The organism is Frigidibacter albus (assembly GCF_009908165.1).
Classification (GTDB): Bacteria; Pseudomonadota; Alphaproteobacteria; order Rhodobacterales; family Rhodobacteraceae; genus Frigidibacter; species Frigidibacter albus.
In genome coordinates, this window is record NZ_JAAAUC010000001.1 from 246,371 (window position 1) to 262,825 (window position 16,455).

At 67.0% G+C, this 16,455-nt stretch carries 17 protein-coding genes; 9 read left to right on the forward strand and 8 right to left on the reverse strand.

Annotated elements, in window-relative coordinates:
* Nucleotides 1-9: 9 nt before the first annotated feature.
* Nucleotides 10-1,260, reverse strand: coding sequence for an ROK family transcriptional regulator (locus GVY41_RS01125; RefSeq protein WP_373283225.1), 1,251 nt, complete (start codon nucleotides 1,258-1,260; stop codon nucleotides 10-12).
* 185 nt (nucleotides 1,261-1,445) lie between these two features.
* Here GVY41_RS01125 and xylF point away from each other — a divergent pair, with 185 nt between their 5' ends.
* Genes xylF through GVY41_RS01140 form a run of 3 tightly spaced genes read left to right on the forward strand, consistent with a single transcriptional unit; the run spans nucleotide 1,446 to nucleotide 4,497 of the window.
* Nucleotides 1,446-2,462: a D-xylose ABC transporter substrate-binding protein gene (xylF, locus tag GVY41_RS01130; RefSeq protein WP_161342541.1), complete on the forward strand. Its 1,017-nt coding sequence runs from the start codon at nucleotides 1,446-1,448 to the stop codon at nucleotides 2,460-2,462.
* Between the two features lie 11 nt (nucleotides 2,463-2,473).
* Nucleotides 2,474-3,766, forward strand: coding sequence for a sugar ABC transporter permease (locus GVY41_RS01135; protein ID WP_161342543.1), 1,293 nt, complete (start codon nucleotides 2,474-2,476; stop codon nucleotides 3,764-3,766).
* Nucleotides 3,763-4,497 (forward strand): ATP-binding cassette domain-containing protein, encoded by a 735-nt coding sequence (locus tag GVY41_RS01140; protein ID WP_161342545.1) that lies wholly within the window; start codon nucleotides 3,763-3,765, stop codon nucleotides 4,495-4,497. The genes GVY41_RS01135 and GVY41_RS01140 overlap by 4 nt, the downstream gene beginning before the upstream one ends.
* A 99-nt stretch (nucleotides 4,498-4,596) precedes the next feature.
* On the opposite strand, the gene GVY41_RS01145 is transcribed toward GVY41_RS01140, so the two are convergent.
* Nucleotides 4,597-5,376 (reverse strand): SDR family oxidoreductase, encoded by a 780-nt coding sequence (locus tag GVY41_RS01145; RefSeq protein ID WP_161342547.1) that lies wholly within the window; start codon nucleotides 5,374-5,376, stop codon nucleotides 4,597-4,599.
* A complete protein-coding gene (locus GVY41_RS01150) occupies nucleotides 5,376-5,696 on the reverse strand; it encodes a nuclear transport factor 2 family protein (RefSeq protein ID WP_161342549.1) in 321 nt (106 codons plus the stop codon). The genes GVY41_RS01145 and GVY41_RS01150 overlap by 1 nt, the downstream gene beginning before the upstream one ends.
* A 95-nt stretch (nucleotides 5,697-5,791) precedes the next feature.
* Here GVY41_RS01150 and GVY41_RS01155 point away from each other — a divergent pair, with 95 nt between their 5' ends.
* Nucleotides 5,792-6,742, forward strand: coding sequence for a LysR substrate-binding domain-containing protein (locus GVY41_RS01155; protein WP_161342551.1), 951 nt, complete (start codon nucleotides 5,792-5,794; stop codon nucleotides 6,740-6,742).
* 181 nt (nucleotides 6,743-6,923) lie between these two features.
* Nucleotides 6,924-8,828 carry a TonB-dependent receptor plug domain-containing protein gene (locus tag GVY41_RS01160; protein ID WP_161342552.1) on the forward strand — a complete coding sequence of 635 codons (1,905 nt, stop codon included), beginning with the start codon at nucleotides 6,924-6,926 and terminating at the stop codon, nucleotides 8,826-8,828.
* A 51-nt stretch (nucleotides 8,829-8,879) separates the two neighbouring features.
* Here GVY41_RS01160 and GVY41_RS01165 read toward each other — a convergent pair whose 3' ends face one another.
* The 5 genes from GVY41_RS01165 to GVY41_RS01185 form a co-directional block, all read right to left on the reverse strand.
* Nucleotides 8,880-9,356 (reverse strand): MarR family winged helix-turn-helix transcriptional regulator, encoded by a 477-nt coding sequence (locus GVY41_RS01165; RefSeq protein ID WP_229725894.1) that lies wholly within the window; start codon nucleotides 9,354-9,356, stop codon nucleotides 8,880-8,882.
* Between the two features lie 63 nt (nucleotides 9,357-9,419).
* Entirely contained in the window at nucleotides 9,420-10,175 is a 756-nt protein-coding gene (locus tag GVY41_RS01170; protein WP_161342555.1) for an iron ABC transporter ATP-binding protein, read from the reverse strand.
* The gene (locus GVY41_RS01175) at nucleotides 10,172-11,113 is read right to left on the reverse strand and encodes an iron chelate uptake ABC transporter family permease subunit (protein WP_161342557.1); all 942 of its coding nucleotides are present in this window, start codon (nucleotides 11,111-11,113) and stop codon (nucleotides 10,172-10,174) included. The genes GVY41_RS01170 and GVY41_RS01175 overlap by 4 nt, the downstream gene beginning before the upstream one ends.
* Nucleotides 11,106-12,059: an ABC transporter permease gene (locus GVY41_RS01180; RefSeq protein ID WP_373283223.1), complete on the reverse strand. Its 954-nt coding sequence runs from the start codon at nucleotides 12,057-12,059 to the stop codon at nucleotides 11,106-11,108. Before GVY41_RS01180 ends, GVY41_RS01175 begins: the two co-directional genes overlap by 8 nt.
* 9 nt (nucleotides 12,060-12,068) lie before the next feature.
* Nucleotides 12,069-12,965 carry a siderophore ABC transporter substrate-binding protein gene (locus GVY41_RS01185; protein ID WP_161342559.1) on the reverse strand — a complete coding sequence of 299 codons (897 nt, stop codon included), beginning with the start codon at nucleotides 12,963-12,965 and terminating at the stop codon, nucleotides 12,069-12,071.
* Nucleotides 12,966-13,088: 123 nt separating this feature from the next.
* On the opposite strand from GVY41_RS01185, the gene GVY41_RS01190 reads away from it, so the two are divergent.
* From GVY41_RS01190 to GVY41_RS01205, 4 genes are all read left to right on the forward strand, one after another.
* Complete coding sequence (locus tag GVY41_RS01190; protein ID WP_161342561.1) at nucleotides 13,089-13,403, forward strand: DUF2218 domain-containing protein; 315 nt, start codon at nucleotides 13,089-13,091, stop codon at nucleotides 13,401-13,403.
* Nucleotides 13,404-13,835: 432 nt separating this feature from the next.
* Nucleotides 13,836-14,288: a c-type cytochrome gene (locus GVY41_RS01195; protein ID WP_161342563.1), complete on the forward strand. Its 453-nt coding sequence runs from the start codon at nucleotides 13,836-13,838 to the stop codon at nucleotides 14,286-14,288.
* Nucleotides 14,289-14,298: 10 nt separating this feature from the next.
* Nucleotides 14,299-15,651 (forward strand): cbb3-type cytochrome c oxidase subunit I, encoded by a 1,353-nt coding sequence (locus GVY41_RS01200; RefSeq protein WP_161342565.1) that lies wholly within the window; start codon nucleotides 14,299-14,301, stop codon nucleotides 15,649-15,651.
* Complete coding sequence (locus GVY41_RS01205; RefSeq protein WP_161342567.1) at nucleotides 15,648-16,454, forward strand: CbbQ/NirQ/NorQ/GpvN family protein; 807 nt, start codon at nucleotides 15,648-15,650, stop codon at nucleotides 16,452-16,454. The genes GVY41_RS01200 and GVY41_RS01205 overlap by 4 nt, the downstream gene beginning before the upstream one ends.
* The last annotated feature ends 1 nt before the right edge of the window (nucleotide 16,455 follow it).

Here is a 16,455-nt window from a genome sequence, read left to right on the forward strand (position 1 = left end):
AGGGCGCTGTCATGCGGCCTTCGGGCTCATCAGCGTCTCGCTGATGGCCGAAAGTGCCAAGGCTGCAGCGCCGTGGGCCCACAGCAGATCGCCCCAGGCCTGTATCTGCACCTTGGGGGCCGGGCGGCCGGTAGCAACGCAGAAATCCGGCATCTCGGCCAAGGTCTCGTTGGCATAGAGATACTCATAGCGCATCCTTTCGCCCGAAAGGATGATAAGCTCCGGGTCGAACAGGTTGACGACATTGGCCAATCCAAGCGCGAGATAGCGACCCGCGCGCAGGAAGATCGACCGCGCCGCCGTGTTGCCCGCCTCGGCCTGGTCGTGCAGGCTCTCCAGCATCACACTGATCGAACGCATGTCATGGTGGGTCCAGTCGAGCGCCGCCGACGCCTCGCGGGCCAAAGCGTAATCGGCGACATAGGCCTCGAGGCAACCGCGCTGGCCGCAGCGGCACAGGGCCCCGTCCAGCTGCACCTTGGTGTGGCCAAGCTCCATCGCCACGCCGCGAAAGCCCCGGTGGATGCGGTGGTTGAGGACATAGCCCATGCCCACGCCATGCTCGATGGTCACCACGGCAAAGTGCGACAGCGCGCGGCCCGCGCCGAACCACAGCTCGGCCATGGTCACCAGATTGGCATCGTTGTCCACATGGACCGGCAGGCCCAGCCTGCGTTCGGCCTCTTGCGCGAGGGCGATGTTGCGACGGTCCAGCACCGGGCTCCAGTACACGGTGCCGGTCTCGGCATCGACGAAGCCCGGAACGCCGAGGCCCACGGCCGAGAGATCGGCGGGCCTGACGCAGGCCTTGGCGCAGACCCGCTCCAGCAGCCGTGCCGTGGCGTCCAGCAGCGCGCCGGGCGCCATCGCGCCGGGGGTGCGGGGCAGGGTTTCCGCGGCGATCAGGCGACCGGCAAAATCGACCAGGACGGCCGTATGCTTGTGAACCGACAGCTTGATCCCCACGACCAGATGTGCGTCCGGCCGCACGGCCAGCGCCACGCGGGGGCGCCCCCGTGCGCGTCCCTGTGCGCCATCGGCCTCGCGGGTGGTTTCCTCGATCATTCCCGCGCTGATCAGGTCCGCCGTCAGGGCGGTGACCGAGGCCGGGCTGATGTCAAGCTCTCGCGCAAGCTCGGCGCGGGGAATGCGCCCGGCGGCGCGGATGCGCTCGAACACCTGCTGGCGCAAGGGGCGCTGGCCCTCGAACCGGGGGATGATCGGGCCGCAGCCCAAGGCTGGTTGAAGGTCGGGTGACATCACTCTCATTACTTTAGTGTCTGAACAAAATATGGTTCACAAAAAGGCGAAGCAGCGCATTTGCTGTATCATGGGGGGAAATCTGCCCCGGTAGCCAGATTTTATTTTTGACAGCTGAACTAATGCGGGACATTCTTTTGATGTCGGCGAAGGGAGTCGTCGGCCTGTCCTGGGGAGGAATTTTCATGCGCTCTACGATCCTGCTTGCCGTGGCCGCGACCACGGCCCTGTCCTCAACCGCCTTCGCCCAGACTGTCGGCGTCAGCTGGTCGAACTTCCAGGAGGAACGCTGGAAAACCGACGAGGCCGCGATCCGCGGGGCGCTTGAAGCGGCCGGAGCCACCTATGTCTCGGCCGATGCGCAATCCTCCTCCTCCAAGCAGCTCTCCGATGTCGAGGCGCTGATCTCGCAGGGTGTCGATGCGCTGATCATCCTGGCGCAGGACAGCGCCGCCATCGGCCCGGCGGTTCAGGCCGCCACCGACGAGGGCATCCCCGTCGTCGCCTATGACCGCCTGATCGACGATGCGCGCGCCTTCTACCTGACCTTCGACAATATGGAAGTCGGCCGGATGCAGGCCGCCGAAGTCTTCAAGCGCGTGCCCGAGGGCAATTACGTGATGATCAAGGGCAGCAGCACCGATCCCAACGCGGATTTCCTGCGCGCCGGCCAGCAAGAAGTGCTGCAGGCGGCCATCGACGCGGGCAGCATCACCATCGTGGGCGAGGCTTATACCGACAGCTGGCTGCCCGCAAACGCGCAGCGCAACATGGAACAGTTCCTGACCGCCAGCGACAACGGGGTGGACGCGGTCGTCGCCTCGAATGACGGCACGGCAGGCGGCGCCGTCGCCGCGCTGACGGCACAGGGAATGCAGGGCATTCCGGTGTCGGGGCAGGATGCCGACCACGCGGCGCTGAACCGCATCGCGGCGGGCACGCAGACGGTGTCGGTCTGGAAGGACTCGCGCGATCTGGGCCGCGAGGCTGCCGAGATCGCCCTCGCGCTGGCGGCTGACGCCGAGGCGCAGGTCGAGGGGCAGGTTGAGTGGACCTCGCCCGCCGGCACGGTCCTACGCTCGAAGTTCCTGGCGCCGGTTCCGATCACGCAAGACAACCTCTCGGCGGTCGTCGATGCTGGCTGGATCACGCAAGAGGCGCTCTGCCAGGGCGTGACGGGCGGTCCGGCGCCCTGCAACTGAAGGCGCAAGGGATGACCGATACCGCAACCGGCGGCACCACGAGAAAGTCGCTCACAGGCACCCTGCAGCTGGACACAAGGCTGCTGGGCATGATCGGCGCTTTCGTGGCGATCTGCCTCGTCTTCCACTTGATGACGGGGCAGCGGTTCCTGACGCCGCGCAACATCTTCACGCTGACGATCCAGACCGCCTCGGTCGCGATCATGGCGACGGGCATGGTGTTCGTGATCGTCACCCGGCACATTGACCTGTCGGTCGGATCGCTGCTGGCGGTCTGCTCAGCGGTGATGGCGCTGGTGCAGGTCTGGGTGATGCCGCAGCTGCTGGGGCTTGGCATCGGTCATCCCGCGACGGCCCCGCTGGCAATTGTCGCGGGGCTGGTCGTCGGTACTGCGGTGGGGGCGTTCAACGGGTGGCTGATCGGATACCTGACCATCCCGTCCTTCATCGTGACGCTTGGCGGGCTTCTGGTCTGGCGAAATGTCGCGTGGTACCTGACCTCGGGGCAGACGCTGGGGCCGCTGGACCCGAATTTCCAGCTGTTCGGCGGGATCAACGGCACCATCGGGGTGACGGCATCCTGGGTGGTGGGCGCGCTCGCGGTGGCGGTGTCGCTGTGGTTCATGGCAACGGCGCGGCAGAAGAAGGCGGGCCACGGCTTTGCGGTCAAACCGCTCTGGGCCGAGGGCGTGATGATGGCCATCGTCGCGGGGCTGATCCTGGGCTTCGTGGCGATCCTCAACGCCTATCAGGTTCCCGTGGCGCGGCTGGAGCGGATCTTTGCCGCCCGCGGCGAGACCCTGCCCGAGGGGTATACCGAAGGCTACGGGCTGCCGATCTCGGTCCTCGTGCTGATCGCCATTGCGGTGGCGATGACGGTGGTGGCGCGGCGCACGCGCTTTGGCCGCTATGTCTTTGCCACCGGCGGCAACCCCGAGGCGGCGGCGCTGTCAGGCATCAACACCAAGCTGCTGACGGTCAAGATCTTCGCGCTGATGGGGGCCCTCTGCGCGCTGTCGGCCGTGGTGGCCTCGGCCCGCGCGGCGAACCACGCCAATGACATCGGCACGCTGGATGAGCTGCGGGTGATCGCGGCGGCGGTGATCGGCGGCACCGCGCTGTCAGGCGGGGTGGGCACGATCTATGGCGCGATCCTTGGTGCGTTGATCATGCAGTCGCTGCAATCGGGCATGGCGATGGTGGGCGTCGAAAGCCCGTTCCAGAACATCGTCGTCGGCTCGGTGCTGGTTCTGGCGGTGTTCATCGACATCCTCTATCGCAAACGCAGCGGGGCGCTGAAATGACACCCTTGGTCGAGATGCGCGACATCGCGCTGTCCTTCGGGGGCGTCAAGGCCATCGACCATGTCAGCCTCGATCTGTATCCCGGCGAGGTGGTGGGGCTTCTGGGCCATAACGGTGCGGGGAAATCGACGCTGGTCAAGTGCCTGTCCGGTGCCTACCGCATGGATAGCGGGCAGATCCTGATCGACGGGCAGCCGGTCACCATCACCAACCCCCGCGACGCCCGGGCCCAGAATATCGAGACGATCTATCAGACGCTGGCGCTGGCCGATAACCTCGACGCCGCCTCGAACCTGTTTCTGGGACGAGAGCTGGTGACCGCCGCAGGCTTTGTCGATGACGACCGGATGGAGGCCGAGACACGCCGCATCATGGCGCGGCTGAACCCGAACTTCCACAAGTTCAACGTGCCCGTCTCCGCCCTGTCCGGCGGCCAGCGCCAGTCGGTCGCCATCGCCCGCGCGGTCTATTTCAACGCGCGGATCCTCATCATGGATGAGCCGACGGCGGCCCTTGGCCCGCATGAGACGCGCATGGTGGGCGAGCTGATCGCTGAACTGAAGCGGCAGAACCTGGGCATCTTCCTGATCTCGCACGACATCCATGACGTGATGGATCTGTGCGACCGGGTATCCGTCATGAAGAACGGCAAGCTGGTCGGCACCGAGCGTGTGACTGATGTGACCGAGGATGACATCCTTGGCATGATCATCCTCGGCAAGAAGCCGTGAACTGTTGCTTGGCGGCCCGGTTTCCCAAGGCGCGTCCACAGATGCCTTCCCCGGGCGGCCCGGCGCGCGCAACGTGCCGATCGCCCCGATCTCGCTGAATCAGGCTGTTGGCACCGTCCCTCCGTCGATCACATATTCCGTGCCGGTAATGCTCGCGGCGCGGTCCGAGGCGAGGAAGGCGATCAGGCTTGCGATCTCGGCCGGTTTCGAAGGCCGGCCGATCGGGATTCCGCCGAGGGCGTCCATGATCATCTGCTTGCCGCCCTCGACATCGGTGCCCGCCTCCTGCGCCAGCCGTTCGGCCAGGCGGAGCGAGGCTTCGGTCTCGATCCAGCCCGGCGCCACCCGCACCACCCGCACCCCCTTGGGCGAGACCTCCTTGGACAGGGCCTTGCTGTAGACCGACAGCGCGGCCTTGGCGGCGGCATAGCCCATGGTCGCCTCGGGCAGAGGTAGCAGGCGCTGGATCGAGGTGACATGGATCACCGCGCCCGATCCTTGCAGGGCCATCCCCGGCACAAGCGCCCGGTCTAGTCGCACCGCAGGCAGCAGGTTGAGGTTCAGCTCCGCCTGCCATTCCGCCTCGCCCAGGGCCGCGAAACCGCCGCTTGGCGCGGTAGAGCCGCCGAGCATGTGGACGATGATGTCCACGCCGACAAGCCGGCTCCGCACCGCCTCTGCCACGGTCTCGCAGCCCTGATGGGTGGTCAGGTCGGCGGCGATGAACATGGCTTCATCCATGTCTTCGGGGCGCCTGCGCGCGGTGGTCAGCACCTGCGCCCCAAGGTCGCGGAACAGGGCCACGGTCGCGGCGCCGGCGCCTTGCGTGCCGCCGGTGATCAAGGCGCGCTTGCCCTGCAATGTGAGGAACCCTGGCATCAGCCGATCTCCAGATCGGTGATCCGGTCCCCGGCAAGGCCGAAGGTGAAGGTCATGATAACGGGGCTGCCGGGGAAGTCCCCGCTGACGCGCGCGCGGACCACGGTTTTGTCGGCGACGTTCGCCACATCCAGCGGCTCGGCGCTGTGGCGATACTTGGCCTTGGCGGCAAGCCACCAGGCCCGGATCTCCTCGGGGCCGCGGTGGACCTGGCCTTCGTCATGGACGATGGCCTCTGCGGCGAAGGCGGCGGCAAACGCCTCGCCCTCCTGCGGGGCCCTGGCGGTGAAATAGGTCCGGATCGGGGCGGGAAGCTGCATGGGATGTTCCTTCTGCTGATGCCAGGAAGATAGGGGTCGACCGCCGCACCGATAATCGGGATAATCCGGCATCTGAAGATGACAGGATCAGGACAATGCAAGAGGCCGCACTGAAAGGGCTGGAGGCGGTTCTGGCCGTCGCGCGCCGCGGGTCGTTCCGCGCGGCGGCGCTCGACCTGAGCATGTCCACCACCGCGCTCTCGCATAGCGTCGCCCGGCTCGAGGCTTCCCTCGGCGTGCGGCTCTTCAACCGGACCACCCGCAGCGTCTCGCTGACGGATGCCGGGCGCGACTTCGTCCAGCGCGTCGCCCCGGCGCTGGCCGAGATCCGCGCCGCCATGGACAGCGCCCGCTCGCAGCGCGAGACGCCTTCGGGCCTCTTGCGCATCAACGCCTCGGTGCAGGCGGGCCGCGAGATTGCGCCGCTGGTGCTGGAGTTCCTGCGCCGTCATCCCGAGATGCAGGTCGATCTGGTGACCGAAGGGCGGCTGGTCGATATCGTGGCCGAGGGCTTCGATCTGGGCATCCGCCCCGCCGATCTGGTGCCGCGCGACATGATCGCGCTGTCCCTGGGCAAGCCGCAGCGCTTCGCTGTCGTCGCCGCGCCCGCATGGCTTGCGGCGCATCCAAGGCCGCTGACCCCGGCCGAGCTTCCCGTGCAGGAGTGCATCCGGGGCCGCCTGCCGAACGGCGCGCTGCTGCGCTGGCAGTTCGAGCGGGACGGCGAGCCTGTCCAGTTCGACCCCAAGGGCCGCCTGACGCTGGACGAGGCCGTCCTCGCCCGCGCGGCGGTGCTGGACGGCGTCGGCATCGGCTTCTTCATCGAGCAGGACGTCGCCGACGATATCGCCGCCGGCCGCCTGATCCGACTGCTGGAAGACTGGACGCCGCCAAGGCCGGGCTTCAGCCTCTATTATCCCGGCCGGCGCAACCCCTCGGCCGGGTTCACGGCCTTTCTTGGCATGGTGCGGGAGAGGGCGGCTCGGCCCTCACAGCCTGGAGGCCATTCCCAGGAGCGAGCTGGTCCTCCTGTGGCACAGATCTGACTATTTCAATCAAGATTAGCCAAAGCTCGCAATATGCACTTGCATGTAACGCGCGACCCCGCGTAGTCGGAGGAAATTCCAGAACTCGCAGCCATGGTGCGCTCCACAGCCGGTCGGGTCTCATCTTCAAAGGAGACAACCGGTGCAATCCCAACGGCGAAACAGAATCCTTTCCCTGCTGATGTCCAGCGCGGCCCTGACGGGCGCCGCCTTCGGCGCCCACGCGCAAGAGGGTACCGCCTTCCAGCTGGACCCCATCGTGGTCGAGGCGCGCGACGAGCAGGCCTTTGCCGCCGACCGGGCCACGGCGGTCTATGTGTCGGACGCCGAACTGGAGCGGGCGCGGATCGGCGATCTGAAGGACCTCTTCGCGGGCGTCGCCTCGGTGTCGGTCGGGGGCGGGATCCCCATCGCGCAGAAAATCTATGTCAACGGCGTCGACATGCTGAACCTTGCCGTCACCGTCGACGGCGTGCTGCAGAACAACCGCGCCTTCCACCATGTCAGCGCCAACGCCATCGACCCGGGCCTGCTGAAGGCGGTGCGCGCCGATGCGGGCGTCGCCGCTGCCGATACCGGCCCGAACGCGCTGGCCGGCGCAGTGGTGATGGAAACCGTCGATGCGGCCGACATCCTTGAGGATGGTCGCAGCTTTGGCGGCAACGTCCGGCTTGGCTATGCGGATAATGGCGAGACCTTCACCCGCGCCCTGACCATCGCCGGGATTCAGGGCGGGTTCGAGTGGCTGGGCTACATCAAGTCCGCCACCGGCGAGGATTACACCACGGGGGGCGGCGATGACATCCTCGGATCGGCCGCCGATCTGCAAAGCTACCTGCTGAAGCTGGCCTATGAGGCGGCCGAGGGCCACCGCTTCGAGTTCTCGGCACAGCGGCTGGATGACGATGCCCTGCGCCCGTGGCGTGCGAACTTCGGCGGGCTCAATCCGCCGCGGCCGGACCAGATCCTGCGCCGCTATGACACCGGGCGCTCCAGCTATTCGTTCAGCTACGAGAATACCCTTGCAGACGGGATCTGGGATCCCAAGGTCGTGCTTGGCTACTCCGAAAGCCTGATCGACGTGCCGCATCCCTATGAGAGCGAGGGCACCTCATCTGCCTGGTCGGGAACCGTCCAGAACACCTTCAATCTGTCAGGCGTCGACACCATCGTGGCCGGGATCGACTTTTACGACCGCATCGGCCGCTATGAGGGCCCGGGCGAGCGCTATGAGGAAGGCGCCCAGAACATCGGCCTGTTTGCACAGGCGCGGCTGGAGCCGACCGACCGCTGGAAGCTGTCCTTCGGCGCGCGCGCGGACTGGCAGGAGTTCGACGGGATCGGCGGTTACCGTGATGACGTGTCGGGCATGTCGGGCAACCTGTCGTTGGCCTATGACCTGACCGACGAACTGGAGGTGCGGGCCGGCTATTCCAGCGTCTTCGGCGGCATCGGGATCGAGGACAACTACACCTTCCTGCCCAGCTGGGACTATGACGGGCTGAAACCTGCGCGCGCCCAGAACGTCACCGCCGGACTTGACTGGACGCGGGGCGACCTGACCATCGGCGGCGAGATCTTCGTGACCGAGATCGACAATGCCCGATCCACAACCGACAATTTCGACTTCAAGAGCGAGGGTTTCAACCTCGGCGTCGGCTATGGCTGGACCGGCGGCTTTGCGCGGCTGACCTATTCGAACAGCGAGGTCACCGTGAACGGCGGCGCGGCGGGCAGCTATGACGCGCTCGATTTCGGAACGCCCATCGGACAGGTGCTTGCGCTGCAGGCCCAGCATACGCTGGCGGGCACCGACCTGACCTTCGGCGGCAGCCTCGATCTGGCTATGGACTATGACGACACCGAAAAGGTCTCGGACCTGCCGCTGGACGGGTATGAGGTGGTCAGCCTGTTCGTGGAATACATCCCGCCGCAGCTGGACCGGCTGACGCTGCGCGCCGAGGTGAACAACCTCTTCGACGTCGATTACGCCGACCGTGCGACCTATGGCGCCGACTATCTCGACGTGGAGCCGCTCAGCGAGCCGGGCCGCACCATCACGCTGTCGGCCGTCGCGCGGTTCTGATCGGGTGAGGGGCCAGAGCCGCCGGGTTCGCGCCCGGCGGCGCTTGCCGCGTCAGGGATAGAGCCGGATCAGCAGCCGGCAGAGGGCATAGGCCTCGTCCGTGCTGAGGCGGTGGCGCAGCTCCGACTGGATCGCCTCGACATAGGCCGGCCAGATGCTGTCATGCAGGCCGAGACCCTTTCCCGTGATGAACAGCGTGCGCCCGCGCCGCCCCTCCTCCTGCCCGTCGCGGCGCACGAAGCCTGCGGCCTCGATCCGCGCCACGTGGCGCGACAGGGCGTATTGCGCCACGAACAGGCGACTTTCCAGCTCTGCCATGCGGATGCCTTCGGCGCCGGCTTTCTCCACCTCCAGCAGAATTTCATACCAGACCGGGTCTTCGATGCCCGCGCCCTTCAGCGCGCGGCTGATCCGCGGCGCCATGCTGCGCTGGATGCGCAGCAGGTTGAACCAGACCCGGTTATAGGCGGTGGCGGGGTCGGCGTCGTCGAACCGGACCGGCTCGGGTATGTCTGGGGCGGCTGGCACGTCGGCTTGTCCCTTGATGGCAGTGCCTTGGACTTGCCAGTTTCCGGCCTGGATGAAAACCCGTCAGACGTGATGCAGGATCAGCGGCCGGCCGTCCAGCTCCGTCACCCGGATCTCCATGTCGTAAAGCTGGCCAAGCACCTCGGGCGTCAGCACCTGATGCGGCGTGCCTTCCGCCACCACGCGCCCGCCCTTCAGCGCGACGACATGGTCGGCCCAGGCGGCGGCATAGTTCACCTCATGCACCACGACGACAATTCCGCGCCCCGCACTGCGCAGCCCATGCAGCCGCGCCATCAGCGCGCGGGCATGGGCCATGTCGAGGTTGTTGAGCGGCTCGTCCAGCAGCAGCCAGTCGGTATCTTGCGCGATGCACATGGCGAGGAAGGCGCGCTGGCGCTGGCCGCCCGACACCTCATCCAGAAACCGCTCCGCCAGCCCGGCAAGGTCGAACTGCACCAGCGCGGCCTCTACCGCGGCCTGATCCTCGGGGCGCGGGCGGCCGAGGTGATGGGGCCAGCGGCCGAAGGCCACCAGCTCGCGCACCCGGAGCCGGCTGCCGGCATGGTGGGTCTGGCCAAGGATCGCCATCACCTTCGCCAGCTGCCGCGAGGGGGTGGTCGTCACGTCATGCCCGTCCACAGAGATGCGCCCCTCTTGCAGCGGGATCAGCCGGCCGATCAGGTTGAGCAGGGTGGATTTGCCCGCGCCGTTCGGGCCGATCAGTGCGGTGACGCTGTTCGGCAGCAGGGTCAGGTCGATGCCCTGCAGGATCGGCGCGGTGCCGATGCGGTGGCTGACATTGTCGATACGGATCATCGGATGCGGCCTTTCAGCAAAAGCCAGAGGAAGAACAGCCCGCCCACGAACTCCACCACCACGCTCAGCGCCGATTGCAGGCCCAAGACGCGCTCGAACACCAGCTGGCCGATGACGAGGATCGCCCCGCCGATCAGTGCCGCGGCGGGCAGCAGCAGGGCGTGGCGGGCGCTGGCGATCAGGGAATGCGCGAGGCCCGAGACGATCAGCCCAAAGAAGGTGACCGGCCCGACCAGCGCGGTAGACACGGAGACCAGCACCGCCACCAGCGCCAGCGTGGCGAAGGTCATCGCCTCATATCGCAGCCCCAGCGACACCGCGACCGGGCGGCCAAGGGCCATGACGTCGAGGCGGGAGGAGAGCCGGAAGGCAGCCAGGACCGCCAGAGCCGCAGCCCCGGCGGCCCAGGGCAGCAGCGCGCCGTCGATACGCGAGAAGCTGGCGAAGCTTTCCGCCTGCACGATGGCAAAGGCATTGGGGTCCATCACCCGCGCGAGGAAGCCGGCCAGCGAGCGGAAGAGGATGCCAAGGATCACCCCGGTCAGGATCATCCGCGCAACGTCCTGCGCCCCGCGGCCCAGAAGCAGGCCGAACAGCGCCATCGCCGCCAGCGCCATCACCGCGACCTCGGCCGCGAACTTGGTACCCACCGGCAGCATGGCGAAGCCGGTGACACCCAAAGCGGCGACCAGCGCGGTCTGCAGCAGCACGTAAAGCGCGTCGAATCCCATGATTGCGGGGGTCAGGATGCGGTTCTGGCTGACGGTCTGGAACAGGATCGTCGCCACGCCGATGGACGCGCCCACCACCAGCATCCCCGCCAGCTTGCCGGCCCGAAGGCCAAGCACGAAGCGCCAGTTGCCGCCGATGCCCCACAGCAGATAGGCCGCCGAGGCCGCCAGCAGCACCAGCGCGAGGGCAGCGACCCGCCTATCCACGGGCGGGCGCCCGGTGCAGCAGCCACAGGAACAGCACCGAGCCGAGGATGCCCAGAACCGTGCCCACCGGCACCTCGTAGGGATAGCGCACCAGCCGCGCCAGCAGATCGCAAGCCAGCACCAGCGCGGCGCCGCCGGTGGCGACCACGGGAAGCGAGGCGCGCAGGTTGTCGCCCATGACGCGCGCCACGATGTTCGGCACCACCAGCCCGACGAAGGGCACCATCCCCACCGACACCACCACCATCGCCGTGACCACCGACACGACCAGAAGGCCAAGCCGCATCACCGCCCTGTGGTTCAGCCCCAGCCCGGTCGCGGCCTCTTCCCCCAGCCCCAGAATTGCGAACTGGTCGGCGGCGAACCAGGCCAGCGCGGCGGCGGCCGCGGCGATCCACAGCAGCTCATACCGCCCGGCGATCACGCCCGAAAACTCGCCGGTCATCAGCCAGATGCCGACATATTGCAAAAGGTCGGTCTGCCAGCCGATGAAGGTGACGCCGGCCTGCAGCACCCCTGCCAGCACCAGCCCGACCAGCGGCACCAGCAGCACCTCGCGCGGGGGCAGGCGGCGGATCAGCGCCAGGAAGATCGCCGTCGCCGCCAGCGCGCCAAGGCTGGCGACCAGCATCTTGGCCCAGATCGGCGCGGCGGGGGCCAGCACCGTCACCGCGAGCAACCCCAGCGCCGCGCCCTCGGCGGTGCCCACCGTGCCCGGCTCGACAAAGCGGTTGCGCACGATCTGTTGCATCACCACGCCGGCCACGGCCAGCGCCGCCCCGGTCAGGATCACCGCCACCGTCCGCGGCACGCGCGAGACGGTCACGATCAGGAAGGCCTGCGGATCGCTGGCGATGTGCGCCCAATCCACGCTCGCCGCGCCGATCATGACGCTGGCAAGCGACAGCGGCAGCAAGGCCGCGCCAAGGATCAGGGCCAGCCGCACCGGGCGCGCTCAGCCGGCGAAGGCTGCGAGCAGCTCGTCCAGCGTCTGCATCATCGAGGTGTAGCCGCCCCCGGCAATGTAGATCGGCGCCGGGTCGAGGTAGACGATCTGCCCCTTCTGCGCGGCGGTGGTGCCCTGCACCAGCGCATTGTCCAGCGTGGCACTCGCGCCGCCCGCCTCGCCGATGGCCGCCCCGCGGTCGATCACGATCAGCCAGTCGGGGTTCACCTCGGCGATGAACTCGAACGAGATCGCATCGCCATGGGTCTCGGGGTCGAGGTTCTCATGCGCCTCGGGCAGGTCCAGCGCGCTGTGGATCCAGCCAAAGCGCGAGCCCTCGCCATAGGCCGACACCTTCGGCCCGTTCGCCATCACGATCAGCGCGGTGCCCTTGCCCGCGGCGGCCTCCGCCGTTTCGGCAAGTTTGGCATCCAGCGTGGCCAGCAGCTCACCCGCCTTGTCCTCCGCCCCGAAGATGGCACCGTAAGCCCCGATCCGGGCGCGCGCGTCGGCCACCAGATCCATCCCGATGGTCATGTCGATGGTCGGGGCAAGGCCCGAGACCGACTCGACCTGGGTGGAGGACCGCCCGCCCAGAATGATCAGCTCCGGGCCAAGCGCGGCCAGCGCCTCCAGATCCGGCTCGAACAGGGTGCCGGCGGCGGCGGCGGCCCCGGCGAGGTCCGAGAGATAGGGGACATAGAGCTTGTCCGGCACGCCGGCAGGCGTGATTCCAAGCGCGTGGATCGTGTCAAGGGCGGCGATGTCGAAGACGGCCACCGTGTCGGGCTGCGCGGCAACGTCCACAGCGCCGCGCGCGGTGTCCACGTTGACGGTCTGGGCCGATGCGGGCAGGCAGGACAGCAGCGCCGCGGCGACAAGCCCGGCCAGGGAAAATCTGTTCATGGCGCACCTTTGCAAGGGTTTGCGCATGTGGCTGGGACTGGCTTCATGCTGGCGGAAGATCAATATCCGCTTGCGGCAATGGGGTCCAGACACTATTCCGGTAGAAACAGTCAGGAATAGCCGATGTATGTGACCACTGCCCGCTACCCGACCGCCCATGCCTCGAAATACCTGCAGCAGCTTTGCAAGCATTTCGCCCACAAGGTCGAGGTCGAACATGACGAGACCACCGGCCGCAGCGCGCTGATGTCCGGTGTGGCAGAGATGCGCGCAGATGCGGATGCGCTGCATGTCCGCATCACCGCCGAGGATCCCAAGAGCGTGATCCAGACCCGCTTTGCGATCGACAGCCATCTGGTGACCTTTGCCCACCGGGAAGGCTTTCTTGGCCTCAGCTGGCAGATGGAAACAGAGGCCAAAGCGCTCCCCGCCGACTGACGCGCCCCTCGCGGGCGTCCGCCCATACTGCCGCCCCAGGTCCGCATTGGCGCGAGGCTCAGGGTGGCAAGGACCTTGGCTGCTGGCTTGTCCTCGCTCGCGATGCTTCCCGCGGTCAAAGGTACCCGCATGGCCCGTTCGCGGCAGTGCCACCTGTCGCCGGTGCGGCCCATATGGCTCGTGCCCCGGATGGAAAGATCGGCTTTCGCGGCTGCGGCGCGGTGACTTCACCGCCCGTCCAGTCATCGACATGACTCCAATAGCCGTCGCAGCCGCAGGTCGGGATCGTCGATCCTGAGCCTTCGCCTTGGGCGGGTCAAACGCGCTGCACCCTCGCCGCACCAAGGCGCCGGGTCGTTGCGCTGGCACAACGTCGCGCAGAGCGCGTCGGGTTAGACCGGCCCGATCCGCAACAATCGCCAGGACGACGCCATGTCAGAGATCCTCACGAAGTCACGGGCCAGGAACATCTTCTACGGCGGCTCGCTGTTCTTCATCGTCGTGTTCGTGATCATGACGATCCATTCCCACCGCTACGTGGTGAACGTCTCCACTGCCGGGATGCCGCTGTCGCCCGAGGTGATCCTCGGCAAACATGTCTGGGAGCGGCATAGCTGCATCAACTGCCACACCCTGCACGGCGAGGGGGCCTATTTCGCGCCCGAGCTTGGCAATGTGATGACCCGCTGGGGCGTGCTGGACGACCCCGAAGCCGCCTTCGAGACGATGGATGGCTGGATGGCCGCCCAACCCAGCGGCATCGAAGGCCGGCGCCAGATGCCGTTCTTCGAGATCACCCCCGAAGAGATGCGCGGTCTGGCAGAGTTCCTGCGCTGGGCCGATCAGACCGATACCCAAGGCTGGCCGCCGACGGATGCGGGCTAGGAGAGAGCACATGAAATACCAATCGCAAAAGGTCGCCTACGCCTATTTCCTCGTGGCGATGGGGCTGTTCGGCATCCAGGTCCTCGGCGGGCTGCTGGCCGGCTGGGTCTATGTCTGGCCCAATACCCTCTCGGAACTGCTGCCCTTCAACATCATCCGCATGATCCACACCAATGCGCTGATCGTCTGGCTGCTGCTGGGGTTTTTCGGGGCCGCCTATTTCCTTGTCCCCGAGGAAGCGGAATGTGAGATCTGGTCGGTCAAGCTGGCCTATCTGCAGCTGATCATCCTCGTCGTCGGCACGCTGGGGGCCGTCGGCGGCTACCTCGTCGGCATCCATGGCGGGCGCGAGTTTCTGGAACAACCGCTCTGGGTCAAGTTCGGCATCCTCGTGGCGGCGGTGATCTTCTTGCTGAACATTTCGATGACCGTGCTGGCGGGGCGCAAGACTGCGATCACCGGCGTGCTGCTGACCGGCCTTTGGCTGCTGTCGCTGCTGTGGATCTTCGCCTTCATCAACCCCGACAACCTGAGCCTCGACAAGATGTACTGGTGGTTCGTCATCCACCTCTGGGTCGAGGGCACGTGGGAGCTGGTGATGGCCGCGATCCTGGCCTTCCTGATGCTGAAGCTGACGGGGGTGGACCGCGAGGTGGTGGAAAAATGGCTCTACGTCATCGTCGCCACGGCGCTCTTCTCCGGCATCCTTGGCACCGGCCACCATTTCTACTGGATCGGCCTGCCCGCCTACTGGCAGTGGACGGGATCCATCTTCTCGGCCTTCGAGGTGGTGCCGTTCTTCGCGATGATGTCCTTCGCCTTCATCATGGTCTGGAAGGGCCGCCGCAACCATCCCAACAAGGCGGCGCTGCTCTGGGCGCTTGGCTCGGCGACGGTGGCGTTCTTCGGGGCGGGCGTCTGGGGCTTCCTGCACACCTTCCACGGCGTCAACTTTTACACCCACGGCACCCAGATCACCGCCGCGCACGGGCACCTTGCCTTCTATGGCGCCTATGTGGCGATGAACCTTGCGATCATCACCTATGCGATGCCGCTGCTGCGCGGCCGCGCCCCCTACAATCAGGTGCTGAACATGGTGTCGTTCTGGCTGATGACCGGGGGCATGGCGTTCATGACCTTCGTGCTGACCTTCGCCGGCACGATCCAGACCCATATGCAGCGCATCGTCGGCGACTATTACATGGATGTGCAGGACCAGTTGGCCCTGTTCTACATGATGCGCCTTGGCGCTGGCGTCTGCGTGGCGCTGGGGGCTGTCCTGTTCATCTACAGCCAGGTCGTGGTGCGGCGTGAGATCATCACCCCCAACACCATGCCCAAGGCCGAGGGAGAGACCGCATGAACGCGCTCGCCCCGGACCGCGCCGACCGCACGGCGCCCTATTACCGCCCCGTTGCGCAGGAATGCGCACTGTTCGAGGCGGCCCATGCCAAAGGTCTTCCCCTTCTTCTGAAGGGGCCGACCGGCTGCGGCAAGACGCGGTTCGTGGAGCATATGGCGGCGCGGCTTGGCCGCCCGCTCTACACCGTCGCCTGCCATGACGATCTGTCCGCCGCCGACCTGATCGGCCGCTACCTGCTGCGCGGCGGCGAGACTGAATGGGTGGATGGCCCGCTGACCCGCGCCGTGCGGGAAGGGGCGATCTGCTACCTTGACGAGGTGATCGAGGCGCGCAAGGACGTGACGGTGGTGCTGCACCCGCTGACCGACAACCGCCGCACCCTGATGATCGACCGCACCGGCGAAGAGCTGGTGGCCCCGCCGGGCTTCATGCTGGTGGCCAGCTACAACCCCGGCTACCAGAACATTCTCAAACGCCTGAAACCCTCGACCCGGCAACGGTTCCTGTCGATCACCTTCGGCTTTCCCGATCCGGCGACCGAGGTGGCGGTGGTGGCGCGCGAAAGCGGGCTGGATGCCGCGCGGGTTGCCCCGCTGGTGCGGCTGGCGGGGATGATCCGCGCGCTGTCGGGGATGGATCTGGAGGAGGGCGTCTCCACCCGCCTGCTGATCTATGCCGCCAGCCTGATCGCCGCGGGGATGCCGCTGGAGCGTGCCTTGCAGGCCGCCGTGGTGGAGCCGCTGACCGATGAGCCCGACGTGGCGCAGGCGCTGCGCGACCTTATCGCCAGCGTCTACGGCTAGC